The organism is Qipengyuania qiaonensis (assembly GCF_019711515.1).
Lineage (GTDB): Bacteria > Pseudomonadota > Alphaproteobacteria > Sphingomonadales > Sphingomonadaceae > Qipengyuania > Qipengyuania qiaonensis.
On the sequence record NZ_JAIGNO010000013.1, the window covers coordinates 21,156 to 47,054 of the forward strand.

Annotated in this window: 34 protein-coding genes and 1 tRNA gene; 18 read left to right on the forward strand and 17 right to left on the reverse strand. The window is 62.6% G+C overall.

The genetic code is table 11. From position 1 onward, the window contains the following. Position 1: 1 nt before the first annotated feature. From K3174_RS14575 to K3174_RS14625, 11 genes are read right to left on the reverse strand one after another with little or no spacing between them, the layout of a single operon-like run. Complete coding sequence (locus K3174_RS14575; RefSeq protein ID WP_221559970.1) at positions 2-409, reverse strand: SufE family protein; 408 nt, start codon at positions 407-409, stop codon at positions 2-4. Positions 410-450: 41 nt separating this feature from the next. Further along, on the reverse strand, positions 451-627 hold the full coding sequence (locus K3174_RS14580; RefSeq protein ID WP_221559973.1) for a hypothetical protein: 177 nt from the start codon (positions 625-627) through the stop codon (positions 451-453). Further along, positions 624-863 carry a hypothetical protein gene (locus K3174_RS14585; RefSeq protein WP_221559975.1) on the reverse strand — a complete coding sequence of 80 codons (240 nt, stop codon included), beginning with the start codon at positions 861-863 and terminating at the stop codon, positions 624-626. The genes K3174_RS14580 and K3174_RS14585 overlap by 4 nt, the downstream gene beginning before the upstream one ends. 20 nt (positions 864-883) lie before the next feature. After that, complete coding sequence (locus tag K3174_RS14590; protein WP_221559978.1) at positions 884-1,195, reverse strand: hypothetical protein; 312 nt, start codon at positions 1,193-1,195, stop codon at positions 884-886. Continuing rightward, a complete protein-coding gene (locus K3174_RS14595) occupies positions 1,192-1,500 on the reverse strand; it encodes a hypothetical protein (protein WP_221559982.1) in 309 nt (102 codons plus the stop codon). Before K3174_RS14595 ends, K3174_RS14590 begins: the two co-directional genes overlap by 4 nt. After that, positions 1,500-1,811 (reverse strand): hypothetical protein, encoded by a 312-nt coding sequence (locus K3174_RS14600; protein WP_221559983.1) that lies wholly within the window; start codon positions 1,809-1,811, stop codon positions 1,500-1,502. Before K3174_RS14600 ends, K3174_RS14595 begins: the two co-directional genes overlap by 1 nt. After that, positions 1,808-2,116, reverse strand: coding sequence for a hypothetical protein (locus K3174_RS14605; RefSeq protein WP_221559993.1), 309 nt, complete (start codon positions 2,114-2,116; stop codon positions 1,808-1,810). The genes K3174_RS14600 and K3174_RS14605 overlap by 4 nt, the downstream gene beginning before the upstream one ends. A 21-nt stretch (positions 2,117-2,137) precedes the next feature. Then, positions 2,138-2,515 (reverse strand): envelope stress response membrane protein PspC, encoded by a 378-nt coding sequence (gene pspC, locus K3174_RS14610; RefSeq protein WP_221560003.1) that lies wholly within the window; start codon positions 2,513-2,515, stop codon positions 2,138-2,140. Then, positions 2,512-2,817 carry an envelope stress response membrane protein PspB gene (pspB, locus tag K3174_RS14615; protein ID WP_221560005.1) on the reverse strand — a complete coding sequence of 102 codons (306 nt, stop codon included), beginning with the start codon at positions 2,815-2,817 and terminating at the stop codon, positions 2,512-2,514. Before pspB ends, pspC begins: the two co-directional genes overlap by 4 nt. Positions 2,818-2,822: 5 nt before the next feature. After that, entirely contained in the window at positions 2,823-3,713 is an 891-nt protein-coding gene (pspA, locus tag K3174_RS14620; RefSeq protein ID WP_425594439.1) for a phage shock protein PspA, read from the reverse strand. A 2-nt stretch (positions 3,714-3,715) separates the two neighbouring features. Then, a complete protein-coding gene (locus K3174_RS14625; RefSeq protein ID WP_221560008.1) occupies positions 3,716-3,868 on the reverse strand; it encodes a hypothetical protein in 153 nt (50 codons plus the stop codon). A gap of 166 nt (positions 3,869-4,034) precedes the next feature. Between K3174_RS14625 and pspF the strand changes: the two genes are divergently transcribed. The 7 genes from pspF to K3174_RS14660 all read left to right on the forward strand — a co-directional run bounded on the left by pspF (position 4,035) and on the right by K3174_RS14660 (position 11,576). Then, positions 4,035-5,057 carry a phage shock protein operon transcriptional activator gene (pspF, locus tag K3174_RS14630; RefSeq protein WP_221560011.1) on the forward strand — a complete coding sequence of 341 codons (1,023 nt, stop codon included), beginning with the start codon at positions 4,035-4,037 and terminating at the stop codon, positions 5,055-5,057. A 147-nt stretch (positions 5,058-5,204) separates the two neighbouring features. Further along, positions 5,205-5,768 (forward strand): ribosome maturation protein RimP, encoded by a 564-nt coding sequence (gene rimP / locus K3174_RS14635; protein ID WP_221560015.1) that lies wholly within the window; start codon positions 5,205-5,207, stop codon positions 5,766-5,768. After that, positions 5,768-7,465: a transcription termination factor NusA gene (nusA, locus tag K3174_RS14640; RefSeq protein ID WP_221560017.1), complete on the forward strand. Its 1,698-nt coding sequence runs from the start codon at positions 5,768-5,770 to the stop codon at positions 7,463-7,465. The genes rimP and nusA overlap by 1 nt, the downstream gene beginning before the upstream one ends. Next, entirely contained in the window at positions 7,446-8,165 is a 720-nt protein-coding gene (locus K3174_RS14645; RefSeq protein WP_221560020.1) for a DUF448 domain-containing protein, read from the forward strand. The genes nusA and K3174_RS14645 overlap by 20 nt, the downstream gene beginning before the upstream one ends. Positions 8,166-8,194: 29 nt before the next feature. Beyond that, a complete protein-coding gene (gene infB / locus K3174_RS14650) occupies positions 8,195-10,702 on the forward strand; it encodes a translation initiation factor IF-2 (RefSeq protein WP_221560022.1) in 2,508 nt (835 codons plus the stop codon). Positions 10,703-10,719: 17 nt separating this feature from the next. After that, the gene (locus K3174_RS14655; RefSeq protein ID WP_221560024.1) at positions 10,720-11,151 is read left to right on the forward strand and encodes a PaaI family thioesterase; all 432 of its coding nucleotides are present in this window, start codon (positions 10,720-10,722) and stop codon (positions 11,149-11,151) included. Then, entirely contained in the window at positions 11,148-11,576 is a 429-nt protein-coding gene (locus K3174_RS14660; protein WP_247712213.1) for a PaaI family thioesterase, read from the forward strand. Before K3174_RS14655 ends, K3174_RS14660 begins: the two co-directional genes overlap by 4 nt. Before the next feature lie 70 nt (positions 11,577-11,646). On the opposite strand, the gene K3174_RS14665 is transcribed toward K3174_RS14660, so the two are convergent. Continuing rightward, positions 11,647-11,958, reverse strand: coding sequence for an RcnB family protein (locus tag K3174_RS14665; protein ID WP_221560026.1), 312 nt, complete (start codon positions 11,956-11,958; stop codon positions 11,647-11,649). Between the two features lie 238 nt (positions 11,959-12,196). On the opposite strand from K3174_RS14665, the gene rbfA reads away from it, so the two are divergent. Then, positions 12,197-12,598 carry a 30S ribosome-binding factor RbfA gene (gene rbfA, locus K3174_RS14670; RefSeq protein WP_221560028.1) on the forward strand — a complete coding sequence of 134 codons (402 nt, stop codon included), beginning with the start codon at positions 12,197-12,199 and terminating at the stop codon, positions 12,596-12,598. A 71-nt stretch (positions 12,599-12,669) separates the two neighbouring features. Continuing rightward, on the forward strand, positions 12,670-13,578 hold the full coding sequence (locus tag K3174_RS14675) for a haloalkane dehalogenase (protein WP_221560030.1): 909 nt from the start codon (positions 12,670-12,672) through the stop codon (positions 13,576-13,578). Here K3174_RS14675 and K3174_RS14680 read toward each other — a convergent pair. Both K3174_RS14680 and K3174_RS14685 read right to left on the reverse strand, forming a co-directional pair. Next, positions 13,575-14,150, reverse strand: coding sequence for a YceI family protein (locus K3174_RS14680; RefSeq protein WP_221560032.1), 576 nt, complete (start codon positions 14,148-14,150; stop codon positions 13,575-13,577). The genes K3174_RS14675 and K3174_RS14680 overlap by 4 nt on opposite strands. 12 nt (positions 14,151-14,162) lie before the next feature. Beyond that, a complete protein-coding gene (locus tag K3174_RS14685; RefSeq protein WP_221560035.1) occupies positions 14,163-15,803 on the reverse strand; it encodes an AbgT family transporter in 1,641 nt (546 codons plus the stop codon). Positions 15,804-15,903: 100 nt separating this feature from the next. Here K3174_RS14685 and K3174_RS14690 point away from each other — a divergent pair, with 100 nt between their 5' ends. The 7 genes from K3174_RS14690 (at position 15,904) to K3174_RS14720 (ending at position 22,596) form a co-directional block, all read left to right on the forward strand. Continuing rightward, positions 15,904-16,482, forward strand: a complete 579-nt coding sequence (locus K3174_RS14690; RefSeq protein WP_221560036.1) for a thymidine kinase — start codon at positions 15,904-15,906, stop codon at positions 16,480-16,482. Between the two features lie 25 nt (positions 16,483-16,507). Beyond that, entirely contained in the window at positions 16,508-17,200 is a 693-nt protein-coding gene (locus tag K3174_RS14695) for a site-2 protease family protein (protein WP_221560039.1), read from the forward strand. Beyond that, positions 17,197-18,195: a tRNA pseudouridine(55) synthase TruB gene (truB, locus tag K3174_RS14700; protein ID WP_221560042.1), complete on the forward strand. Its 999-nt coding sequence runs from the start codon at positions 17,197-17,199 to the stop codon at positions 18,193-18,195. The genes K3174_RS14695 and truB overlap by 4 nt, the downstream gene beginning before the upstream one ends. A gap of 5 nt (positions 18,196-18,200) precedes the next feature. Beyond that, positions 18,201-18,470: a 30S ribosomal protein S15 gene (rpsO, locus tag K3174_RS14705; RefSeq protein ID WP_221560045.1), complete on the forward strand. Its 270-nt coding sequence runs from the start codon at positions 18,201-18,203 to the stop codon at positions 18,468-18,470. A gap of 172 nt (positions 18,471-18,642) precedes the next feature. Further along, on the forward strand, positions 18,643-20,931 hold the full coding sequence (gene pnp, locus K3174_RS14710) for a polyribonucleotide nucleotidyltransferase (protein ID WP_221560048.1): 2,289 nt from the start codon (positions 18,643-18,645) through the stop codon (positions 20,929-20,931). A gap of 202 nt (positions 20,932-21,133) precedes the next feature. Then, positions 21,134-21,841, forward strand: coding sequence for a hypothetical protein (locus K3174_RS14715; RefSeq protein WP_221560051.1), 708 nt, complete (start codon positions 21,134-21,136; stop codon positions 21,839-21,841). Between the two features lie 74 nt (positions 21,842-21,915). Next, on the forward strand, positions 21,916-22,596 hold the full coding sequence (locus K3174_RS14720) for a spermidine synthase family protein (RefSeq protein ID WP_221560054.1): 681 nt from the start codon (positions 21,916-21,918) through the stop codon (positions 22,594-22,596). Here the strand turns inward: K3174_RS14720 and K3174_RS14725 are convergent. Next, on the reverse strand, positions 22,593-23,120 hold the full coding sequence (locus tag K3174_RS14725; protein WP_221560058.1) for a DUF1993 domain-containing protein: 528 nt from the start codon (positions 23,118-23,120) through the stop codon (positions 22,593-22,595). The two genes, K3174_RS14720 and K3174_RS14725, sit on opposite strands and share 4 nt — an antisense overlap. 122 nt (positions 23,121-23,242) lie before the next feature. Continuing rightward, positions 23,243-23,923: a GcrA family cell cycle regulator gene (locus K3174_RS14730; protein WP_221560062.1), complete on the reverse strand. Its 681-nt coding sequence runs from the start codon at positions 23,921-23,923 to the stop codon at positions 23,243-23,245. Between the two features lie 71 nt (positions 23,924-23,994). Here K3174_RS14730 and K3174_RS14735 point away from each other — a divergent pair, with 71 nt between their 5' ends. Then, positions 23,995-24,894 (forward strand): ABC transporter permease, encoded by a 900-nt coding sequence (locus K3174_RS14735; RefSeq protein WP_221560065.1) that lies wholly within the window; start codon positions 23,995-23,997, stop codon positions 24,892-24,894. 13 nt (positions 24,895-24,907) lie between these two features. On the opposite strand, the gene hspQ is transcribed toward K3174_RS14735, so the two are convergent. Continuing rightward, positions 24,908-25,288: a heat shock protein HspQ gene (hspQ, locus tag K3174_RS14740; RefSeq protein WP_221560068.1), complete on the reverse strand. Its 381-nt coding sequence runs from the start codon at positions 25,286-25,288 to the stop codon at positions 24,908-24,910. Between the two features lie 162 nt (positions 25,289-25,450). Between hspQ and K3174_RS14745 the strand changes: the two genes are divergently transcribed. Then, positions 25,451-25,540 (forward strand) — tRNA-Ser (locus K3174_RS14745). Positions 25,541-25,899: the final 359 nt, after the last annotated feature.

Consider the following 25,899-nt stretch of genomic DNA (forward strand, 5'->3'; position numbering starts at 1 on the left):
TTCATCCGGCCGCGATCCGCGCGGCGTGTTCTTTCACCAGAGCGATCATGTTGGGCACGCCCTGCGTCCTGTTGCTCGATAGCTGGTTCTTGAGATCGAAAGGCTCGAGCGCTGCAGCAATATCCATCTGCGCGACTTCGGAAGCCGGTTTGTCCTGCACGGCCGCTATCACCAATGCGACGATACCCTTGGTGATCGCCGCATTGCTGTCGGCGAGGAAATGCAGCTTTCCCGTCTCAGTGGTGGGATAGACCCAGACCTGGGCGCTGCAGCCGCGCACCAGCGTCGCATCGGTCTTAAGTGCGTCCGGCATGGTGTCGAGCTCGCGCCCCAGCTCGATCAGCAGGCGATACCGTTCGTCCGCTTCGAGGAACTCGTATTCTTCGGCAATGTCGGAAAGTGTTCGCATGGCGCGCCTTTAGCGGGCGGGCAGGCGAGCGTCCATCGGCCTCAGCCGGACAGACCGCCCGGGCGAGTGAAGGCGTAATAGACCACATAGAACCAGCCGAAAAAGCCGTGGATCGCCGCCCATATGATGGACTTGTGAAGGCTCCAGCTGACCGCCACGGCGATCGCACTGCCAAGGCCGATCCCCGCACGGGCAGCGTCGGTCCGCGCGGCGCTCATAGATCGACCCCGCTGGCAATCGCCTCGAGCTTCTTGATCCGTTCCTTGAGGTCGGAAATCTCGATCCGTGCCGCGCCGAGCGAGGATCCCTCGTCGGGATTACCGGGGGTTTGAAATCGCTCGAGTTCCTGACGCTTGAGCGCCAGCCAGCCATGCCAGGCGCGCAGCAGGGCCCAGGCGACGATGGCCAGACCGACCAGCGAAGCGGCCGCGATTATCATAGTCGGTTCGAACATCACCTCATGTCCTCCTTCAACTAGTCCCTATCGACCTGCTTTTCCCGCAGGGCTTCGATTTCGGCCGAAATCCGCTTCGTTTCCCGGGCGTCGAGCGAATTGCCATCGGTGGCGATGCGTTCGAGTACCTTGATGCGCTCGCGCAAATCCTCGACTTCCCGCTTCGTATCGGAATCCGGTTGCGGATTGGCCGACGATGATCCCGGGCCGATCCAGTGCTTGTTGCCCCTGCGGTCGGAGATGATCCCTCCCTGCGAACGGTATTTCGCAGTCATCACCTTGCCGATGGCGACGATCAGCACGATGAATACGACGGCAAGTGGCCAGCTCATCTTGCTGCCTCCGGCCTGCGGCTTTCCGCCGCGTCCAGCGCGCGCAGCTCTTCGATCTGCGTTGCCAGGGCGTGGTTTCCTTCGGTGGCGATCCGTTCGAGCACCCGGACGCGCTCCTCCATTTTGCGGTAGTCGCCATTGGCAAACCTCAGCTGTTCGGCTTTGGCCTCTTCCGCCCGGGCCTCGAGTTCCAGCTTGCGCTCCTCGTGCGCCTGGACGCGCTGATTGACGATGTAAGCGAACGGCAGAACCAGCATGATGACGGCAAGGATAAAGCCGAAAATCAGAGCGAGATCCCCGTCCATCAGTTGGCCTCCCTGCCATCGCGCAGGCGGTCGATTTCGGCCGTCAGGTGATAGCCGCTATCGGTCACGATCCGTTCGACATTGCCGAGCCGGTCCTTGAGCGAACCGAGTTCGGCGCGCAGTTCGGCATTCTCCTGCGTGAGCAGCTTGACCCGTTCGACCGCCTGGTCGTTCTTGGGGTAGACCGCCTTGCCCCAGCTGTTTTCCAGCGGGTAGCCGTTCTTGATGCGCAGCCAGGTGGTGGCGACCCAGCCGCCGGTTATGATAGCGACACCTGCGATGATCGCGGTTTCAGTGAAGAATTCTATCATGCTTTCTCCCCTTGCTTGATGTTCAAAGGAACACCGCTGCCGCGTTCCTCGACCGAGCGTTGATCACGCAGGGCTTCTATCTGCGTGGCGACATCGTAACCCTTGTCGGTGACGATGCGTTCGAGCACGCGGACCCGGTCTTCGAGATCCTGTACCTTGCTGGCATATTGTGCCGCTTTTTCGGCGGTGGCTTGAGCCGTGGTCTGGACGTTCATTTCCGCCAGCTTCTGCTGGTGTCTGGTCCAGATCGCGACGATCGGTATCATCAGCGCGATGATCGGTATTAAGACGCCGATACTGTCCATCGTGTACCTCCCCTATTTCGTTCAGCGCAGCCGTTCGATCTCGGCGGTCAGGCGCGGATTGCTGCTGACGTAGAAGGTCTCCACGTCGGCCAGGCGGCGATCGACATCCTTCATCCGCGCGCGGATTTCGCGGGCCGTGCGCTTCGGGTTCTGCCGCACGCGCTGCCAGTATGTCTGCTCTTCGCGATCGACATAAAGATGCGCGGGCTTCTTGTTCAGCAGCAGGCCGGCGATAAAGTAGAACGGGATCGTCGATCCGCCGGACATGAAGGTCAGGCCGAGGACGCCGAGCCGGACCCACAAGACATTGACGCCGGTATAGTCCGCGATGCCAGAGCAGACGCCCATCAGCTTCGCGTTCTGCTTGTCGCGGTAGAGCGTGGTGCGGGGGCTGTTCACTTGTTGGCTCCTTTCTTCTCGGCCATCAGTTGTTCGAGTTCGCGCAATTGCTGGTTGTCCTTTTCGCTGTCATGGACGAGGCGGGCGGGACGGAAATCGGGGTTGTCGCTAGCGACGAGACGCTCGACCGTATCCATCCGGTCGTCGAGGCGCTTGGCGAGGCTGTAGAGTTCCTCGAGCAGGGCTTCGTCATCGGTCGTGATGGTGGCCGAGGTCTTCCACTTCGTAATGTAGTGGAGGATCACCCACGGAAGGCCGATAAAGATGGCCGGTACGACGAATATTTCGCTGCCAAATTCCATGAGTCTCAGTCCTCCTTGTCGGCGCTGCCCTTGCCGAGCGCCTTTTTCATCTGTTCGAGTTCGTCGTCGATCGCGTCGGCACCTTCCAGCGCGGCGATCTCGTCGGCGAGGCTCGGCTTGTCCGACTTGTCGGCAATGCTCAAGGCATCGGCGCGGCCTTCGGCGTAATCGACGCGGCGCTCGAGCTGGTCGAAGCGGCTGAGTGCATCGTCGACGCGTTCATTGGTCATCAGGCTGCGCAGCTTGACGCGGTTTTCCGCGCTTTCGAGGCGGGCCGCAATGGCGGTCTGGCGGCTGCGTGCTTCGCGCAGGCGGTTCTGCAGCTTCTGAATGTCCTGCTCATAGGCCCGCAGCGCATCGTCGAGCACGGCGATTTCCTGCTTGAGCTGTTCGCTCATATCGGCCGCCTTCTTCTTTTCGACGAGCGCGGCGCGGGCAAGATCCTCGCGGTCCTTCGAGATGGCAAGCTGCGCCTTCTCGTTCCAGTCGGCCTGAAGCTTGTCCAGCTTGACCGTGTGGCGGTGCATTTCCTTCTGATCGGCAATCGTGCGGGCGGCGCTGGCGCGCACTTCGACCAGCGTTTCCTCCATCTCGAGGATGATCATGCGGATCATCTTCTGGGGATCGTCCGCCTTGTCGAGCATGTCGTTGAAATTGGCGGCGATGATATCGCGGGTACGGCTGAAAATGCCCATCAAAGGTGCTCCATTGGCAAAAAAGTCCGATCCCTTGGACCGCCCGCCGTCGCGGGTGGGAGTCGGTGACCGGCGCAGCCGTTCTACCTCTTCCTCGATACGCGACAAGCGGGGGCGGGCCGAAGCGCCTTCGGCATCGCTGCCGTGGGGACTGTCGGGGGAGCGGCGCTCCGGCCCTAGGGGGTCGTGGTCGGGAGGCAAGGTCATGCGATCTCGACCTGTTCGACGGCGGCCAGCACCGGCGCGGGTGCCGTAACCGCGATCTGCGAACTCAGCACGACAAAGGTGGCCATGGCAGCGATGCTGGCAATGGCAGCCTGTCCGAGCTGGCTGCGAAAGAAGTTGCGGTTGTACATGCGGGTTACCTCCCTGGGGCCGACTGGCCGATTGCTGTTGTAGCATATTTAGCAAAGCCCGTGCCAAAATCGAAAAACGGGAGAATTGCAGAGATTTTCGGATAATCGACGAACGACATGTTGGTTTTCATTGCCAAGCATTGGGAAAAATTCCTATCTCTTGGCCATGGAGCGGGAAAATCAGTTTATCGGGCAATCTGGGGCCTTCCTCGACGCGGTCGAGCGTGCCAGCCGCGCCGCGCCCATGCGGCGCCCCGTGCTCGTCATCGGCGAGCGCGGGACGGGGAAGGAACTGATCGCCGAGCGCCTGCATCGTCTCTCCACCCGCTGGGACGAACCTCTGGTCGTCATGAACTGCGCCGCGCTGCCCGAAACGCTGATCGAAGCCGAGCTGTTCGGGCACGAGGCGGGAGCCTTCACCGGTGCTACCAGATCGCGCGTCGGCCGGTTCGAGGAAGCCGACAAGGGCACGCTATTTCTCGACGAACTGGGCACTTTGTCGATGGGCGCGCAGGAACGCCTGCTGCGCGCGGTCGAATATGGCGAAGTGACGCGGATCGGATCGAGTCGTCCGACGCGCGTCGATGTGCGGATTGTCGCCGCCACCAATGAGGACCTGCCGGCCAAGGCGGAGCGCGGCGATTTTCGCGCCGACCTGCTCGACCGGCTGAGTTTCGAAGTCATCACCTTGCCCCCGTTGCGGGTGCGCGAAGGCGACGTGCACGTGCTGTCCGACTATTTCGGCCGGAGAATGGCTGCCGAACTCGGTTGGGAGGGCTGGCCCGGCTTCGCTCCGCACGTCTCGGAGCAGATGGAAAAGCACGAATGGCCGGGCAATGTGCGCGAACTGCGCAATGTCGTCGAGCGCGCGATCTATCGCTGGGACGATTGGGGCGAGCCGATCGGGCATGTCGTGTTCGATCCGTTCGACAGCCCGTGGAAACCGCTCAGTCCCGAACCGCGGATGGAAAAGGCATCTGCCAAAGCAATCGTGTCCCCGGAACGGGCACCTGATTTCGATCATGTCGAAGATCTGCGCTCTGCGGTCGATGCGCATGAACGGGCAATCGTCGAGCATGCGCTCGGCAAGCATCGCTGGAACCAGCGCCAGACCGCCAAAGCCCTGGGGTTGAGCTACGATCAGCTGCGTCACTGCATCAAGAAACACGCGCTCGCCGACGATAGCTGATCGCCGCTTGCTTTTCGCGGGACTCGCGCCTATCTGACTGCCCATCCCGACATTGTCGCGACACTGAAGGGGCTGGCGCCGCGAGGGGCCGGCCAAAAGCGCTTTGAGCAACCTCGTTGTCGCATGACGTGTGTAAATGGAGACCGAATGGCCGATATCGCGCGCCTTACAAACCTGATCGAACCCGAGGCGAAGGCCCTCGGTTTCGAGCTCGTGCGCGTGAAGATGATGCCCTCGGAAGCCGGGGACGGCGGCGAAGCTCTGCAGATCATGGCGGAGGATCCGGCCACCGGCCAGCTGGTGATCGATCAGTGCGCCGCGCTGTCGCGCCGCGTGTCCGACCGGATCGACGCGCTCGAGGAGCAGGGCGAGGTGCTGATAGAAGGCGCCTATCACCTCGAGGTTTCCAGCCCGGGGATCGACCGTCCGCTCACCCGCGCGAAGGATTTCGCTGACTGGGCCGGGCACGAGGCCAGGATTTCCATGACCAAGGGTTGGGACGGTCAGCGCAACCTCAGGGGCGAACTCAAGGGGATCGAAGGCGACATGGTTGCCATCCTCGACCGCAAGGCCGGGGAAGTGTCCGTCCCCCGCGACCAGATACATTCCGCACAGCTCGTCTTGACCGACGAACTGATTGCCGCCACCCAGCCACTCGATACGAGTGGTGCCGACGAAATCGTCGAAACTGAAGAGAAGGCAGACGACTGATGGCCAGCGCCATTTCCGCCAACAAGGCTGAACTCCTTGCGATCGCAAACTCGGTCGCCTCGGAAAAGATGATCGACAAGGCGATCGTCATCGAGGCGATGGAAGAAGCGATCCAGAAGTCTGCCCGCAACCGCTACGGCGCCGAAAACGACATCCGCGCCAAGCTGGACCCGCTGACCGGCGACCTGCGCCTTTGGCGTGTGGTCGAGGTGGTCGAGGAAGTCGAAGATTACTTCAAGCAGGTCGATCTGAAGGCCGCGCAGAAGCTGCAGGACGATGCCAAGATCGGCGACTTCATCGTCGATCCGCTACCGCCGGTCGACCTCGGCCGTATCGACGCGCAGAGCGCCAAGCAGGTGATCTTCCAGAAGGTCCGCGATGCCGAGCGCGAGCGTCAGTTCGAGGAATTCAAGGACCGCGCGGGCGAAGTCATCACCGGCGTGATCAAGTCGGTCGAATTCGGCCATGTAATCGTCAATCTCGGTCGGGCCGAAGGCGTTATCCGCCGCGACCAGCAGATCCCACGCGAAGCCGCGCGTGTCGGCGAACGGGTCCGCGCGCTGATCACCAAGGTGGAACGTAACAATCGCGGCCCGCAGATTTTCCTAAGCCGCGCGCATCCCGACTTCATGAAGAAGCTGTTCGCGCAGGAAGTGCCCGAAATCTACGACGGCATCATCGAAATCAAGGCCGCCGCCCGCGATCCGGGCAGTCGCGCCAAGATCGGCGTAATCAGCCATGACAGCAGCATCGATCCCGTTGGCGCCTGCGTCGGCATGAAGGGCAGCCGCGTGCAGGCCGTCGTGCAGGAATTGCAGGGTGAGAAGATCGACATCATCCCCTGGTCGGAAGATGGCGCGACGTTCATCGTCAACGCGTTGCAGCCGGCCACCGTCAGCCGCGTCGTGCTGGACGAGGAAGATGGCCGTATCGAAGTCGTCGTACCTGACGATCAGCTGTCGCTGGCCATCGGTCGTCGCGGCCAGAACGTGCGTCTCGCCAGTCAACTGACCGGCAACCAGATCGACATCATGACCGAAGAAGAAGCTTCGGAAAAGCGGAGCAAGGAGTTCGCCGAGCGGTCGAAAATGTTCGAGGAAGAACTCGACGTCGACGAAACGCTGTCGCAGTTGCTGGTCGCCGAAGGCTTCGCCGAACTCGAGGAAGTCGCCTATGTCGAGCTGGAAGAGCTGGCCGGCATCGAAGGCTTCGACGAAGATCTGGCCGAGGAACTCCAGAGCCGAGCGCAGGAAGCCATCGATCGGCAGGAAGCAACGCATCGCGAAGCGCGGCGCGAACTGGGCGTCGAGGACGATCTGGCCGAATTGCCGCATCTGACCGAAGCCATGCTCGTCACGCTGGGCAAGGCGGGCATCAAGACGCTCGACGATCTGGCCGATCTCGCCACCGACGAACTCATCCAGAAGAAACGCGAAGCGCCGCGCCGCCGCAACAATACCGACGGTCCGCCGATGCGGCGCCCCTCGGTCCGCGAACAGGACAAAGGTGGCGTGCTGGGCGAATACGGTCTGACCGAAGAGCAGGGCAACGAGATCATCATGGCTGCCCGCGCGCATTGGTTCGAAGACGAGGAGCCGCAGGCGGTTCCCGCAAGTTCCGAAGACGAAGAGAAGGCCCCGGCAGCCGCCGGGACGGACGACACGCAGGAGGCCGCCGATGCGGACTCCACCCAATGAGCGCCTGACGCCGGACATCGTCGACACGCCCAAGGCACGGAAAGCTTCCGAGCCCGAACGGCGCTGCATTCTTTCGGGTGCGAAGGCCCCGCGCGAAACGTTCGTGCGGCTGGTCGCCTCGCCTGCCGGGCTCGTGCTGCCCGACGCGCACGAAAAGGCACCCGGGCGTGGCGCCTGGATCGGCGAGAACCGGGCGGCGCTTGCAGACGCGCTGGCCGACGGGAAGCTGAAGGGCGCGCTCGCAAGGGCGTTCAAAACCGGGGATCTCGAGATTCCCGACACGCTGCCGCAGATGGTCGAGGACGCGCTGACCCGCGTTCTACTCGACCGGCTGGGGCTCGAAATGCGCGTCGGAGCCCTTATCTTGGGTACGCAGCGCATTGCCGAAGCGGCACGGGGCGGGGCGATCGCCCTGCTGCTCCACGCCAGCGATGCGAGCGAGGACGGTCGCAAGAAACTGGACCAGGCGTGGCGCGTCGGGCGCGAAATGGAAGGTTCGGGCGAACGCGGGCTCGAACTGCCTCTGGACCGGAACGCTTTGTCTGTGGCATTGGGCCGCGACAATGTCGTCCACTTGGCGCTGGCCGAGGATGCATCGGCCGCCAGGGTCATCAAGCCCCTGACGCGCCTCATGCATTATCTGGGTCAGGAATTCCCGGCCGGTATGGCGCCGCGATCCAGCGCGCCGACGACGAATTGAACGATTGATACGAAGAGAAACGAACAAGAATGAGCGACGACGACAAGAAACCAGCCCGCAAACCGCTGACCCTGAAGGGTGCGCAGCCGGGCGAGGTCAAGCAGACCTTCAGCCACGGCCGCACCAACAAGGTGGCGGTCGAGGTGAAGCGCCGCCGCAAGCTTGTGAAGCCCGGCGAAACTCCACCGCCGCCACCGCCCGCGCCCGCGCCCGCGCCGACCCCGGCACCTGCGCCGGCCCCGGCTGCTAAGAAGGCTCCGCCCAAAAAGGCCGCGCCTGCTTCGGAAACGCCGCAGGAACGCGTCGCCCGCCTCCAGCGCGAAGCCGAGGAAGCCCGCCTCGCGACCCTGGCGGAGCAGACTGTCCGCGAGGCCGAGGAAGCACGCCAGGCCGCCGAGCATGAGAAAAAGCGCGCCGAGGACAATCGCAAGGCCGAGGAAGAGGCTGCCAAGAAGGCTGCCGAAGAAGCCCAGCAGGCCAAGGATGCTCCGGCGCAGGAAGAACCGGTCCAGGAAGCGAGTGCAGACGGTACGCCTGCGCCCGCACCGCGCCGCTTCACGCCGGTTGCGCGCCCCGAGCCCAAGAAGCCGGAGCGCAAGAAGAAGGAAGAAAAGCCCGCTCGCGCTACCGAAACCCCGGACAAGCGCCGATCGGGCAAGCTGACGGTCAAGAGGGCCCTCAACGAGGACGAAGGTCGCCGTGCGCGCAGCCTCGCCGCGCTGAAGCGCGCCCGCGAGAAAGAGCGTCGCCTGCAGGGCGGCGGGTCGAACAAGCCGCGCGAGAAGCAGGTCCGCGATGTGATCGTGCCCGAAGCGATCACCGTCGGCGAGCTGGCCAAGCGCATGGGCGAGAAGGGAGCCGACCTCGTCAAGGAACTCTTCAATCTCGACATGATGGTCACCGTCAACCAGACGATCGACCAGGATACGGCGGAGCTGCTCGTCGAACAGTTCGGGCACCAGATCCAGAAAGTGTCCGAGGCCGATGTGGACATTCCGACCGAAGGCGATGTCGATCCGGAAGAAACGCTCAAGCCGCGTCCTCCTGTCGTCACGATCATGGGCCATGTCGATCACGGCAAGACCTCGCTGCTCGACGCGCTGCGCGGTGCCAATGTGGTGAAGGGGGAAGCCGGCGGCATCACCCAGCATATCGGCAGCTATCAGGTGAAGACGAAGAGCGGCGATCTGGTCACCTTCCTCGACACGCCGGGCCACGCCGCCTTTACCCAGATGCGCCAGCGTGGCGCGAACATCACGGATATCGTGGTGCTGGTGGTGGCCGCCGACGACGGCATCATGCCGCAGACCATCGAGGCCATCAATCACACCAAGGCCGCGGGCGTGCCGATGATCGTTGCGATCAACAAGATGGACAAGCCCGAAGCCAATCCGGACAATATCCGCAACCGGTTGCTCGAACACGAGGTGATCGTCGAGAAGATGTCGGGCGACGTGCAGGACGTGGAAATCTCGGCCAAGGAAAAGACCGGGCTCGACAAGCTGCTAGATGCGATCAGCCTGCAGGCCGAACTGCTCGAACTGAAGGCCAATCCCGACCGTTTGGCCGAAGCGACCGTGATCGAGGCACAGCTCGACAAGGGCCGTGGCCCGGTAGCGACCGTGCTGGTGACACGCGGCACGCTGGAGCGTGGCAACACCTTCGTCGTCGGCACCGAAAGCGGCCGCGTCCGTGCGATCGTCGACGATCAGGGTAAGCAGATCAAAAAGGCCGGGCCGTCCATGCCGGTCGAGGTTCTCGGCCTCGGCGGGGTGCCGAGCGCGGGGGATACGCTGACCGTGGTCGAGAACGAGCAGCGTGCCCGCGAAGTCGCCCAGTACCGTCAGGAAAAGGCCACCGAGAAGCGCACTGCGCTGGCGCCGACCAGCTTCGATACGATGTTCAACAACCTCGCATCGAACGTCATCGAGTTCCCCGTCGTGGTGAAAGCCGACGTGCAGGGTTCGGTCGAGGCGATCAACACCGCATTGCACAATCTGTCGAACGACGAGATCAAGGTTCGTGTGCTGCATGCCGGTGTGGGCGCGATTACCGAAAGCGACGTGACGCTGGCTTCGGCCTCGAACGCGCCGATTATCGGTTTCAACGTGCGCCCCAATGCCAAGGCGCGCGAACTGGTGAAGCGCGACGGCGTGGAGATGAAGTATTACGACGTCATCTACCACCTGACCGAGGAAATCGCCAAGGAGATGGCGGGCGAACTGGGTCCGGAGCGGATCGAGAACGTCGTCGGCCGTGCTGCGGTCAAGGAGGTCTTCCGGTCGGGCAAGCGCGACAAGGCGGCCGGTCTGCTGGTCGAGGAAGGTGTCATCCGCAAGGGACTGCATGCACGTCTCACGCGCGAGGATGTCATTGTCTCGGCTACCACCATCGCCAGCCTGCGTCGCTTCAAGGACGATGTGGACGAAGTCCGCGCCGGTCTGGAATGCGGCGTGGTCCTTGCCGACACGAACGACATCCAGCCGGGCGACCAGCTCGAAGTGTTCGAAGTCGAGGAGCGCGAACGCACGCTGTGAGCGGGGGCTGAGGACGCATGGCGAAAATCTACGAACGCAGACGCTCGCCATCGTCCGAGCTGATGGGCAGCAATTTCGTGTCGTTCGATGCCGAGAAGGGCGAACTGACCTGCCGCTACACCCCGCCGCCGAGCTTCGCGAGCCCGCGTGGCGCGGTGCAGGGCGGACTGATCGCCGGTTTTCTCGACGAGATTATGGGCGGGGCACTGCTGGCCGTCACCGAAGCGCGCTTCGGTGCAGCAGAGCAGCGTCTGCCGCTCAATCTCGACATGAACCTGACGTATCTGCGCATGGTGCCGATGGAGACGATCACCGCCAAGGGGCGGGTCGTCAAACTCGGCAAGCGGGTGGTCTTCCTCGAGGGTGAACTGCTGGACAAGGACGGCAATCTGCTCGCCCGTGCGACGTCAAGCGCCATCCCGACGCCCATGCCGGGCGCGGAAGAATGAGCAGCACACGGCATGCTCTGGGCGCTGCCCATGCGGAATTGATGGGGGTCGAGTTCGAACGCTTCGACCGTGAGCGGGAGGAGGTCACCTTACGCTTCCATGCGCCCGACAGTTTCATCACGCCGCGTGGCAGCGTTCAGGGCGGTTTGGTCGCGGGTTTCCTCGACGAGGTGATGGGCTGGGCGCATGTCTGGGCGACCGATCAGGCCGAAGCGCCGCTCAATCTCGAAATTTCGATGAGTCTGCTCAAGCCGGTGCCTGCGGGCCCGCTGATCGGCAAAGGCCGGGTCGTGCGTCGCGGTCGCAAGGTCATTTTTCTCGAAGGCGAATTGTTCGATCCCGAAGGCGGAATTCTCGCCCGCGCAACCTCTACGGCAATTCCGACCGTGCGGCCGACTGCGATCGGGCAAGGAGCGGAGCGCTAGGACGCGCAGGTCGGGGGCGGGAGCGCGCCATTCGCGATCCCGCCTCGACCCGTTCGGTCTTCCAACCGGTTCAGAAGCGATTGGCAAAGACCGTCACGACCACGAGGTCCTTGTCGCGGATCAACAGCACATCGTTACCCGCGCGGACATAGCGATAGCCGCGTGCCGGGGCCCTGAGACCCTTGATCGTGCGATAATCGATCACACGATAGTTCTTGGCCCGCTTGTGATCGAACCGCTGGCCCTTCTTGAACGTCGTATAGATCACTTTCTTGACCACGGTTTTGGTGTGGCCACGATCATGGGCTGCGTAGGCAGCGGTCGGAACGGTGAGAGTGGCGGCCGCAGCGGCCACGGCCAGAGTGATGGTGGAAACTTTCATTTCTTTGATCTCCTTTGCGATCGACAGGATCGATGTACCGGCGGAACGGCTCTGTTGCTCGTCTCGAAATGTCGGAAATTGTCGCGGATTATCGCAAGTTGGGGCGGCCGCGCGGCGCGCCGGCAGGACGGGAAGCGGGGGCAGCCGATCGTATTGCTGAGCTAGCGGCTTCCAGGGCTTGTCCGCGCCTTCCGGGAGTATCTTGCGCGCCGGTGCCCGTGCGGCCTATGGCTCCCGGATGGCCCGCCATCAGAACTCCACTCCCGAGCAGCAATCGGTTCGCGTCCTCAAGGTCGGGGAGCGGGTACGGCATATCCTGTCTGAGTTGCTCGCCCGGGGCGAGGCACATGACGATGTGCTGCGCGCCAGCCATATTTCCGTGACCGAAGTGCGGATGACCCCGGACCTGCGCAACGCCAAGGCCTATGTGAAGCCGCTGCTGGGGCAGGACGAAGCAGCCGTGCTCAAGGCGCTGCGGAGCAATACGGCGTTTTTTCAGAAAGAGGTGGCCAAGCGCCTCGGTCTCAAGTTTGCGCCGAAGCTGGCCTTCCAGCCAGATGAAAGCTTCGACGAAGCGGGCCGGATCGAAACATTGTTGAGCGATCCGAAAGTGATGCGCGATCTCGACACAGACGATTGACACGAGCGGCAATTGGTTGCTTGTCGAAACCTATCTGCCCTGCAATGGTGCCTGCCCAGAGGAGAAACCCGATGGCAAGCATTCTGCGTACCCCCGACGAAGCATTCGCCGGCGTTCCCGATTTCCCGTTCGCTCCCCATTACATCGACGACCTGCCCGGGTATGAGGGCATCCGCGTGCACTATGTCGACGAGGCAGGCGGCGAAGGCCCCGAGGCGGGCAAGACCTTCCTGTGCCTGCACGGGCAACCGAGCTGGTCCTTCCTCTATCGCAAGATGATCCCGGTTTTCACCGCCGCCGGGGGCAGGGCGGTCGCGCCGGACCTCATCGGTTTCGGCAAATCGGACAAGCCCGAAGACGACGAACGCTACACTTACGGCTTCCATCGCGGGATGCTGATGGCGTTTATCGAAGCGCTGGATCTGCGGAACGTGACGCTGGTGTGCCAGGATTGGGGCGGGATCCTCGGCCTCGGCATCGTGCCGGATATGGCGGAGCGGTTCGAACGGCTGATCGTGATGAACACTGGCATTCCCATCGGCGAAAGTCCCGGACCCGGCTTCGATGCTTGGAAGGCTTTCAACCGCAGCCAGCCGGACATGGACGTTGCGGGCCTGTTCAAGCGCGGGACACCTGGCATCACGGACGCCGAAGCCGCGGCCTATGGCGCGCCATTCCCGGATATGACTTTCAAAGCGGGCGTTCGCCGCTTTCCCGAGCTCGTTCCCGTCGACCCGGCCATGGAAGGCGTCGAAGAAGGCAAGCGCGCGCGTAAATTCTGGTCGGAAGAATGGAGCGGCAAGAGCTTCATGGCCATCGGCGTGCAGGATCCGGTGCTCGGCCCGCCCGCGATGAAGCACATGCGCACGATGATGAGGGGCTGCCCCGAGCCCATGGAAATCGCCGATGGCGGCCATTTCGTGCAAGAGAAGGGCGAAGGCATTGCCCGCGCAGCGCTTGCGGCTTTCGCCGCCGACTAGCCTGCCGGACGCAAGCGGGCCTTGAGCGTGATATTCACGGTCCTGCCGACGATCAGCGAATAGGACTTCATGCCGAACTCACGGCGGTCGATAGTCGCCTCGCCCGTCAGGGTGATGGCGGCGCCCAGGCCGGCGTCGGCGGGCGGCGTGTCGAAGGCGACCGTCAACGTCACCGGCCTCGTCACTCCGCGCGCCGTCAGCGAGCCCTGCACCGTGCCGGTCCGCTCGTCCGTCAGCACCATCCGGCTGCCCAGGAAGCGGACCATGGGATATTTCTCGACCCAGAAGAACTTCTCGCCCTTAAGTCGGTTCTGCGTGGTCTTGTCGGACGCAGTCAGCGTGCGCGCGTCGATCTTTATGTCGAGATCGACCCGCTGCGGATCAGTTGGCGAAAGCCGGGCGCTGCCGGAGACATCGGGAAAGTCGGCCGTCTTGCTGCCAATCGCCAGAAAGGCGACCTTGGCGGAGACATTGCTGCCCGCTGTGTCTACCATATAGCTCGTCGTGCCAGCGGTCGCTGCTCCGACCAGAGCAGCGATGGACAGAACGACCGAACAGCGGGCGACCTGCATGACGATCGGGCGCTAGCTTGCAGGCGCCAGCGCCGCTGCCGGCAGGGTGTAGCCGACCGGCGCGTCCGGACCGAGCGGTATCCCGAGATAGAACCACGCTACTATAAGCAAAGTGCCTGAGACGAGCAGCCAGATCGAATAGGGCAGCATCATGGCCGTCAGGCTGCCCAGCCCGAAATCCTTCTGCCAGCGCTGGGCGAAGACCAGAATCAAAGGGAAATAGACCATCAGCGGGGTGATGATATTGGTTGCGCTGTCACCCACGCGATAGGCGGCCGTCGCCCCTTCAGGACTGATGCCGAGGAGCATCAGCATCGGCACGAGGATCGGCGCGAGCAGCGCCCATTTCGCACTGGCCGACCCAACGAAGAGGTTCAGCAGGGCGGTGAACAGGACCATCAGGCCCAGCACCAGCGGCAGAGGTAGCCCGGTGGATTCGATGGCCGCAGCACCGTGCACCGCACTGATCAGACCGAGGTTCGACCAGCCGAACATCGCTACGAAATGCGCTGCGGCAAAGGCCAGCACCAGGTAATAGCCCAGATCTTTCATGCTCTCGGCCATCATCTCCACCAGATCGCGATGGTTTTTTATGCTGCCGGTCGCGCGGCCATAGGCCCAGCCGGTTAGGAGGAAGAGCAGGAAGAAAGCCGCTACCAGCGAGCGGTAAAGCGGGGCGAGCTGGGTATGGATCGAGCAGTCGGCCGCCGGCACGGCCTCGCAGGCCGTCTCGTCCACCAGCGGGGTGCCCGGAGCGAAGACCATGAGCACCCACAGCGCAACCACGAACAGCGCAGCAATGCCCGCATGGCGCAGGCCCTTGGAGGCAAGCGGGCCGGTTTCACCCGCCGGGTCGGGGCTGGGATCGTCGCTGTCCTTGCCGGCGGTCGCGCCCCCTTTCCAGGGGCCGAGGCGCGGTTCGACGACTTTGTCCGTTACGTACCAGATGATCGGAAGAAACAGGAAGGTCATCGCACTTATGAAATACCAGTTGCCGGCGATGTTCGCCGTCCATGCAGGTGCGAGCGCACTCGCGCCAACCGCCTCCTCGGTGATGCCGAACAGCAATGCGTCGAGCTGACCCGGCGAGATATTGGCCGAAAAGCCGCCGGAGACACCTGCAAAAGCGGCGGCAATCCCGGCGAGCGGATGACGTCCGGCAGCAGCGAACAATATGCCCGCGAGCGGAATCAGTACGACATAACCCGCGTCTGCCGCGTGGTTGCCGAGCATCGCGACCAGCGCGACGACAGGGGTCAGCAGTGCCTTTGGCGCGCTCTTGACCGCTTTGGACATACCCGCGGCGAAAAAGCCGGAGCGCTCGGCAACGCCTGCCCCCAGCATGACGACGAGCACATATCCTAACGGGTGGAAGTGGGTGAAGGTCGCCGGCATCTCGACCCACAGGCGCTGGATATTCTCCGGCGAAAGGAGGCTGACTGCCTCGATCTGCTGTGCGCTGCCGGTCGTCTCGTCGATAACCGTCGGGTGCAGTGCCGACACGCCTGTCATCGCCGCCAGGATCGACACGACGACGAGAGCCAGGATAAGGTAAAAGAAGATGAACACGGGATCGGGCAGTTTGTTGCCGGTCCGCTCGACCCACCCCAATATGCCGGTCTGCGTATTCGTCGCCGTGTTCGCCTCTGCCATCGACATTCGTATTTCTCTCCGAAAGGTGGTCCGGGTATCTTCCCCGATCCTGTCTGACAGCCTGCTTAACAGTCCTGCAGCGCCAGGCTAGGGCTGTGGCATGGCCAAGCTCTATTTCTACTATGCCAGCATGAATGCCGGTAAGAGCAGCACGCTCTTGCAGGCGGCCTTCAACTATGACGAGCGGGGAATGCGCGTGTCGCTGTGGACTGCCGCGCTGGACGATCGGCCGGGCTTCGGTGCGATCTCCAGCCGTATCGGCCTTTCCAGCGATGCGCATCGCTACGAGGCGGAAACGGATATCGAAGCGCGCGTCCTGGCGGATCATGCGGAGGATGCCATCGCCTGCGTATTGGTGGATGAGGCGCAGTTCCTGAGCGGGGAGCAGGTGTGGCAATTGGCGCGGCTGGCCGACGACGCCGGTATCCCCGTTCTCTGTTACGGCCTGCGGACCGATTTCCAGGGACAACTGTTTCCCGGTTCCGCTGCGTTGCTCGGCATCGCCGATGCGTTGGTGGAAATGAAGGCGGTGTGCGATTGCGGACGCAAGGCGACAATGAATTTGCGTGTCGATGCCGATGGCAAGGCGGTAAGCGAAGGCGCGCAGACCGAAATCGGCGGGAACGACCGCTACGTCGCCTTGTGCCGCAAGCATTTTCGCCAGGCGCTAGCGGGTTAGCCCTGCACGCCCTATTTAGCCCGCCATGACAGAAACGCTCCTCCTCGCGGTGATCCTGATCCCGTGCCTGATCATCGCCATCGTATTTCACGAGGTCGCCCATGGCTGGGCCGCTCTTGCACTGGGCGATCCAACGGCGAAGGAAAAGCGCCGCCTCTCGCTCAACCCCATTCGTCATGTCGATCCGATCGGCACATTGTTGGTTCCCGGCGCGCTGGCCCTGTTCGGCGGACCGATCTTCGGCTGGGCCAAGCCCGTCCCAGTGCGGGGCGATCGATTGCGCGATCCGCGCTTCGGCATGGTTGCGGTCGCAGCCGCCGGGCCCGGCACCAACCTGGTTCTGGCCTTCGTCGGTGCGCTGATCTTCGGTGGTATTTCGGGGATGTTCATCGCTTCGGGAAATACACCGCCGGAATGGCTGTTGACCGCGGGCGGGGTGTTTATCCTGATCAATGTGTTCCTCGCGCTGTTCAATCTCCTGCCGATTCCTCCTTTCGACGGATCGCACATCGTCGGTGGACTGCTGCCGCGCAAATGGGCGGGGAACTGGCAAAAACTGCAATCGCTGGGCATGCTGTTTTTCATCGTACTGATCGCGGCAACCTGGGCCTTTCCGAATAGTGGTCTCATCGAAAACACCGTCCTGCCGCCGGTGCTTTGGCTGCAGGAACGCTATTTCGATCTGGCGGACTGGGTAGCCCGCGGGATCGCCGGATGAGCGATGCCAAACCGGCACCGCATGGCTGGCTTGTTCTGGACAAACCGCGTGGTCTGGGCTCGACCCAGGCGGTGAGCGCGGTCAAGCGCGTGCTACGGCAGGGTGGCTACGCGAAGACCAAGGTCGGGCATGGCGGCACGCTCGACCCGCTGGCCGAAGGCGTTCTGCCGATCGCGCTGGGCGAGACTACCAAGCTTGCGGGGCGCATGCTCGATTCCGACAAGATCTATCTCTTTTCCATCCAGTTCGGCGAAGAGACCGACACGCTGGATACCGAAGGTAAGGTTGTCGAGCGAACCGATCGTCGCCCACCGATGGCGGCCATCGCCGCGGTGCTTGGACATTTTACGGGCGAGATCGAGCAGTTACCGCCCGCTTATTCGGCGGTAAAGGTCGATGGGAAACGCGCTTACGACCGGGCGAGGGCTGGCGAGGAAGTGGAGATGAGGACGCGGGCCGTCACTATCCATTCGTTGCGTTTTCACGGTCAGCGCGAAGACGAAGAACTGCGCTCGGCCTTTGCGACCACCGCCGGTCGTTCCGACCCTTACGATCCGCAAGCTCCGCTGGAACTGGCCGACAGTGTTACCCTCGTCGCGCATGTGTCGAAGGGCACTTATATCCGCTCGCTGGCGCGTGATATCGCGCGTGCGCTTGGAACGTTGGGGCACGTCACCTATCTCAGGCGCATCAAGGCGGGTCCGTTCCGCGAGGAGCAGGCGATTTCGCTGGACAAGCTGGAGGAAATCGCTAAGGGCGCGCCCATCGAAAACCTCCTCCTGCCGCTCGAGGCGGGGCTGGACGACATCCCGGCCTTGCAACTCGATCCCGATAGCGCGCAGGCGGTCCGCCAGGGCCGGGTACTATCGGAGCTGCCCAATACCGACGGGCTCCACCTTGCGACACTGCACGATGTGCCGGTGGCTCTGATGGAACTCAGCGGTGGCACGGCAAAGGTCGTGCGGGGTTTCAATCTACCGGATGTCGCGGAGTAGAATACATGTCGGTTACCGCCGAGCGTAAAGCTGAAATCATCAAGGACAACGCCGTCGCCAATGGTGACACCGGTTCGCCGGAAGTACAGGTCGCCATCCTGACCGAGCGCATCCGCAACCTGACCGAGCACTTCAAGTCCAATCACAAGGACAACCACTCGCGTCGCGGCCTGCTCATGATGGTGAACAAGCGCCGCAACCTGCTCGCCTATCTCAAGAAGAAGGATGTGGAGCGGTATAACGCGCTGATCCAGAAGCTGGGTCTTCGCAAATAAGAGTTTCTCGAAGGGGTGGCTCAGGCCGCCCCTTTGTTTATCCGGCTTCTGCGCAATCCGGCGCTGGAGCGGACAAGGAGGCGAAGACAGCCTCGCACCGGACCGGGACGGAATACCCGGCACAGTAGGCCCCGCACCGCAATAAGGCCGTGCGGGTCATCAAGGAATATACATGTTCGACACGAAAACCGTATCGCTGGAGTGGGGCGGAAAGACCCTCACTCTGGAAACCGGCCGCATTGCCCGTCAGGCTGACGGCGCGGTCCTCGCCACTTACGGCGAAACCGTCGTTCTGTGCGCGGTCACTGCCGCCAAGAGCGTCAAGGAAGGTCAGGACTTCTTCCCGCTGACCGTCCACTACCAAGAAAAATTCTCATCGGCCGGCCGTATCCCGGGAGGCTTCTTCAAGCGCGAGCGCGGTGCGACCGAAAAGGAAACGCTGACCAGCCGCTTGATCGACCGTCCGGTCCGTCCGCTGTTCCCCGAAGGTTTCTATAACGAAATCAACGTTATCGCACAGGTCTTCAGCTATGACGGCGAGTGCGAGCCCGATGTGTTGGCGATGATCGCCGCTTCGGCTGCGCTGACCATTTCGGGCGTGCCTTTCATGGGCCCGATCGGCGCCTGCCGCGTCGGCTTCGCCAATGGCGAATACATCCTCAACCCCAAGCAGACCGCTACGCTGGCCGACGATGGCCGTCTCGACCTCGTCGTGGCCGCTACCGGCGACGCCGTGATGATGGTGGAATCGGAAGCCAAGGAACTGACCGAAGCCGAAATGCTCGGCGCGGTCGCCTTCGCTCATGACAATATCCGTCCGGTCGTCAATGCGATCGTCGATCTGGCCGAACAGGCCGCCAAGGATCCGTGGGACGTCGCCTCGCAGGATGGCAATGACGACATGAAGTCGGCCATCAAGGCGATGATCGGCAAGGACATCGAAGCCGCCTACAAGCAGACCGACAAATCGGCCCGCTCGGACGCGCTCAATGCCGCCCGCGACAAGGTCAAGGCGCACTACGCCTCGGACGAGTTCGACGGCCAGCAGCGGATGACGGCGATCAAGCTGATCAAGAAGCTGGAAGCGGAAATCGTCCGCGGCGCCATCCTCAAGGACGGTACCCGCATCGACGGCCGCAAGCTCGATCAGGTCCGCCCGATCGAGGCGATGGTAGGCGTGCTGCCGCGTGCGCATGGTTCCTCGCTCTTCACTCGCGGCGAAACGCAGGCCCTGTGCTCGACCACGCTCGGCACAAAGGACAGCGAGCAGATGATCGACGGTCTCGAAGGCCTGTCCTACGAACGCTTCATGCTGCACTACAACTTCCCGCCCTATTCGGTCGGCGAAGTGGGCCGTTTCGGCGCCCCGTCGCGCCGCGATACGGGCCACGGCAAGCTGGCATGGCGCGCGCTGCACAATGTGCTGCCCGAGCATGACGACTTCCCGTACACGATCCGCGTCCTGTCCGACATCACCGAGTCCAACGGCTCGAGCTCGATGGCGACGATCTGCGGCGGCTGCCTGTCGATGATGGACGCCGGCGTTCCGATCGAGCGCCCGGTAAGCGGCATCGCCATGGGCCTGATCCTCGAAGGCAACGACTTCGCGGTTCTGTCCGACATCCTCGGCGACGAGGACCATCTCGGCGACATGGACTTCAAGGTCGCAGGCACCGAAACCGGCATCACCACTATGCAGATGGACATCAAGGTTGCCGGCATCACGCAGGAAATCATGCAGAAGGCGCTCGAACAGGCGAAGGCCGGCCGTGCGCATATCCTGGGTGAAATGAACAAGGCGCTGACCGGTTCGCGTACCGAGGTTTCCAAACACGCTCCGCGCATCGAAACGATCCAGATTGACAAGTCGAAGATCCGCGACGTGATCGGTACGGGCGGCAAGGTAATCCGCGAGATCGTCGCCGAAACCGGTGCCAAGGTCGATATCGACGATGAAGGCGTGATCAAGATCTCGTCCTCGAACGCCGATGAGATCGCGGCCGCCAAGGCCTGGATCGAAGGCATCGTCGAAGAGGCGGAAGTCGGCAAGATCTACAACGGCAAGGTCGTCAACATCGTCGACTTCGGCGCTTTCGTGAACTTCATGGGCGGCAAGGACGGTCTCGTCCATGTCAGCGAAATGAAGAACGAGCGGGTCGAGAAGCCGACCGATGTCGTCAGCGAAGGCCAGGAAGTAAAGGTCAAGGTCCTCGAGATCGACAATCGCGGCAAGGTCCGCCTGTCGATGCGCGTGGTCGACCAGGAAACCGGCGAAGAGCTGGAAGACACTCGCCCGCCGCGCGAACCGCGCGGTGATCGCGGCCCGCGTGGCGGCGGCGGTGACCGTCGCGGCGGCCGTGGTGGCCGGGGCGGCGATCGCAGCCCGCGTCGCGATCGCGGCGATCGTGACGGCGGCAATGGCGGCGGTGAAGCCCATGTGCCGGATTTCCTGAAGGACTGATCTGTCCGGAACCTGACCCGGAAAGGGCCGCGGGGGAGTTCCTCGCGGCCCTTTTCTTTGGTAAAATCCCGTAGAATGCGATTAATCGGTTTTTAGGCAGGATAAATGACACGGTTCCACCAACGTGCTATTTAGAACACCTGAACATTTGCGTGCGAGTTGATGCCATCTGCGTGGATGGTCATGCAGAGGAGAATGGAGCGTGACCGCTTTGGCCAAAGTCGCGAAAAGCAGTCGTCATTCGGAACGGATCGAAACGCTCCGCGAACGCGGCTATAGCGAGCAGGAGATCGCTGAGACGGTTCGCCTCGATCGTCACAATCTTTGGCTGGTTGTCGTCACGATTTTCGCACTGATGGTGGCCGCCGGGCTTTATAGTTGGCAGATGTTCGGACCACCGTCGAGAAGCGGGGAGGACGCGGGCATTGCGGCGGGAGACGACGAAGGCGGCACTGGTTACGGCATGGGCACGGTGGCCGATTTCTTTCGTCCCAAACCGGTCGAAACGGCCCAGGAATCGGAAGACGCCGAAGCGGACGCTCCGAAGGCGGGTACGGCCTCAAGATCCCGAAAGCCTGCCGAAGCGACGTCGACACCGGAACTGACCTTTACCGTCGGCCCGCCCCTGAAGGCTACCCCCGCGGCGATCCCCTATGCTGGCCCCGATAGAGACGCTGTGCGCCGCACGACGTTGCGAGCTCTCAAAAACGGGGAAACGCGAATATGGAAACACCGGGGGGAGCGAGGTTACGTTTTGGTCAGCCGTGCCACCGATTATTTCGACCGCAGATGCCGTCAGGTCAGCTATACGTTGATTCCCGAAACCGGCGACCAACTGACTTCTGCGCCGCTGCAATGGTGCCAGAAGAAAGGCGGCAAGTGGGTGGTGGACCCCTACGTCGGCAGCTGAAGCGATAATTGAAATCTGCTGTTTCAGCCCACCGGGGCTTCGGTTAGGGGCACTCCGTCAATCTGGAGATGCCCTTGTTACCGCGTGAAACGCTTGCCACCGCCCAAGTGCCCGACGGCGACACTCTGACGCTCGTCAGCCATGGGCGCGACTTCATCATCATGCTTGGCCGCGATGAGCTGATGGGTACGCGCATGCAGTTCAGCGAAGAACAGCTGGCGGTACTGACGCTGGCAGAACTCGACGCCAAGAGGCCCCGTTTGCTGATCGGTGGATATGGCATGGGCTTCACCTACCGCGCTGCGCTCGACAAATTGCCCGAGGGTGGATCGGTGACTGTCGCGGAGATCGTACCCGAAATCCTCGAATGGGCTAAGGGACCATTGGCGCACCTCACCGAAGAAACGCTGGACGATCCGCGTGGCCAGATCGTCATTTGCGACGTCGCGGCGTTAATCGATGATGCCAATGACGGGACCACCGACAAGTACGACGCCATTTTGCTCGACGTCGACAACGGCCCCGACGGCATCGTGCGCGACGCGAATTATCGCATCTATTCCAAGACCGGGTTGGGCAAGGCGCGCGATGCGCTTAAGTCGGGCGGCGTCCTGGCGGTCTGGTCCGCGGCGCCTGACCACAAATTCACTGTTCGCCTCAAGGAAAGCGGCTTCGATGTCGAGGTGCGGGAAATACGCGCACGGCCCAATAACAAGGGGCCGCGCCACATGATCTGGTTCGCTCGCAAACGCTAAGCTGTCTTGATCCGCGGCACGCCCAGATAATCGCGCTTGCCGATCTCCACTCCCTTCATTCTCAGAATGTCGTAAAAGGTTGTCGCGTGGAAATAGAAGTTCGGCTGGCTGAAGCTGAGCAGGAAGTCCTGTGCCTTGAATTCCATCAGTCGCTTGCCGCCAATGACGAAACCCACTGTAAGCTCGGCGACCTCTTCCAACTGATCGACAGTGACCGCGGCAAGCGCATCCTGCGCCGTCTCGAGCTGCGCGCGCATCGCGTCCCAGCTACGCGGCTGCTCGGTAAAATCCGGCGAGAACTCACCTGTCGGGAGCAGCGAGATCGCATAGGCCGAGTGTACCCAAACGCTGCGCACGTGCCATGGCAGGTCCCACATGGTGTCGCATAGCCGCGCCTCGATCAACTCGGCATCGGCGAGGCCATGTTCCTCCACGTGCTGTTGAGCCTTGTCGACCAGACCCTGCATCGCGGTGAGTATCTGCTGACAGCTGGGAACAAAGGCTTCATGAAGTGTAACAGCCATGGCGAATCTCCTCTTTCGCCCGCAGCATAGCGGCACGGGAGGGGCTGACCAGCAACTTGGGCGCTACTCCCCGTCGTGCGACAATTCGTCGGCCCCCGGGAAGCCTTTTATCGGTGCCGGTGTCAGCGAACGCGTGGACCGCCGAATGGCAGCGGGGGGGGAGGACGGCGGGCGCCACGGGGAAGCTGCGCCTGATAAGCCCTGCCGCAATGCTCGACACAATAGGGGAAGCCAGGGTTCACGGCTTCGCCGCAGAAATGGAAATCCGGTTCGCCCGGATGTCCCATTGGCCAGCGGCAGACCTTGTCCGACAGATCGAGCAGGCTGGTTTTGTCGGCAATTTCAGGGCTTGGCTTTGCCGGTACGAGACGGCGCGGCGGCGCCGGCGGGATGGGTGCCTGCTGGTCGCCGGGGCCCTGGCGCAGAAACCCTCCCGGGCCGACGGAGACGATCTTGGGCAAATCGGGAGTCTTGTTGGGCAGGGGCTGCGAAGGAATGGTTGCATCCGCTGCGAGCTGCGGGGAAGCGACAGGCTTGGCGGGCGATGTTGGGGCCGGCTTGGCTACAGGCTTCGCCGAGTTTTTGGCGACGGGCTTTGGTGCAACGGGCTTCGCCTTCGCGGGAGGCTTCTTCTTCTCATTCGCCTTGACGGGCGACGGGCGCGATTTGAGGCCGAGGCGATGCGCCTTGCCGATCACAGCGTTGCGGCTGACGCCGCCCAGTTCGTCGGCAATCTGGCTGGCAGTCGACCCGCCTTCCCACATTTTCTTCAGCGTTGCGATCCGTTCGTCGGTCCAGCTCATTTGCAGTCCTGTATCTCGTGTCTCGACGCCGCAGCTTGCAAGCCGTGACGCTTGGCCGTAGTCGCGCCCTCATGGTGGATCAAGCCCAGCCCGTACCGCCCGGAGGCGAACACCCGGACGCCTCGTTGGTAGAGGAAAATGCCGGAAGGGAGGGCCGTTTTCCGCCGCAAGGGCGTCCGGTGATTCGTGGGATCAACGGAATTGGCCTGTGGAGTCTCTATATTAAGGAGATACGCCGGTTTCTCAAGGTCCAGACGCAGACAATCTGGGCGCCTGCGGTCACCACTTTGCTTTTTCTCGTCATATTCTCGGTTGCGCTGGGCCGCGGCGGGCGGGAAGTGCTGGGCGTGAATTTCCCGACTTTTGTCGCACCCGGACTGATTGCGATGGCGATGATGCAGAACGGCTTCGCGAATTCCAGCTTCTCGCTGCTGTCCGGCAAGATTCAGGGGACGATCATCGACCTGCTGATGCCACCGCTGTCCGAAGGGGAGCTGATGGCGGGGATTGTCGGTGCGGCAATGACACGCGCCATCGCAGTCGGCTTCGTCGTTGCAGGGGCCATGATGCTGTATCCGGGTGTGAGCCTTGCCATGGCGCATCCATGGGCGGTGCTGTGGTTCGGCCTGATGGGCGCGCTGATGCTGTCCCTGCTGGGCCTCATCGCCTCTATCTGGGCGGAAAAGTTCGATCACAATGCGGCGGTGACCAATTTCGTGATCGCGCCGCTGGCGATGTTGTCGGGCACGTTCTACATCATCGATCGGTTGGCCTCGGCCTTCCAGACGGTGAGCCGTGCCAATCCGTTCTTCTACGTGATTTCCGGCTTCCGCTATGGTTTCCTGGGCCAGAGCGATATCGGCGATGGCGCCGCCGTGGCCCTGGCCGGTATCGGCCTGCTGGCACTCAACGCAATGCTGGCGTTCCTGACCTATCGTCTCTTGAAATCCGGCTGGAAGATCAAGAACTGACCGCGCCGGCGGTTCAGTGCGTCATGCTTCGGCGCATGCGGTAGCGGCCGTTCTCGAACTGCTCGAAATACTGGTGCACATCGGGATGGGAAACCGGCCCCGAAGTCGAATCCGTCATCAGATTCTGCTGGCTGACATAAGCGACATAGTCGCTGTCGTCGCTTTCGGCGAGCAGGTGGTAGAAAGGCTGATTGCGATCGGGCCGAATGTCTTCGGGGATCGCTTCGTACCATTCGTCGCTATTCGCGAATACAGGGTCGATGTCGAAGATTACCCCGCGAAAATCGAATACCTTGTGTTTGACCACGTCGCCAATTGCGAAGCGGCTTTTGACGCGGCGCGGCACATCGATTGTGCGACCGGCCTGGGCGGAGAAATATTGTGCACGATCCATGAGAGCGATGGATATGGGACATTTCGGCGCGCTTACAATGGGCGCACGCGTGTGATCCCCCGAAATCCCGTGAAAAGGGGCTTGGCAAGGTAGGGGGGCTCGGCTAATCGGCGCGCTCGCTTCGACCGGGGCCATACGCCCGCAAGCGCACCCGATATATGCGGAGAGGTGGCAGAGTGGTCGAATGCGCCGCACTCGAAATGCGGTATACGGGCAACCGTATCGAGGGTTCGAATCCCTCCCTCTCCGCCACCTTGGAACAAAGCTGGGCACCGAGCCCGGCGGCGTTCCGGGACCGCCCGCGGCAAGCGTCCGCAGCAGGTCGGATTTCGATCCCATGATCCGAACCTCGCCATCGCTGACCTCGACTCGCTGCGCCAAAGCACGGAGGTGGTCACGGCGGTAACCGCCACCGGGTAGACGTATTCGCTGACGAGCAGTCTGTGCGAACCGCGCAAGCATCGGCGCGGTGATGGCTTTTTGCCCTGCGCTTTCCAGCATAGCCGACGCCCGGTCGGCATCGACGCGGGACTGGTCGCGGATGGCCTTGAGACTGGCGATCCGGTCCTTGAGATCGGGGTCGTCCAGGTCAGCGACACCGCTCTCGATAG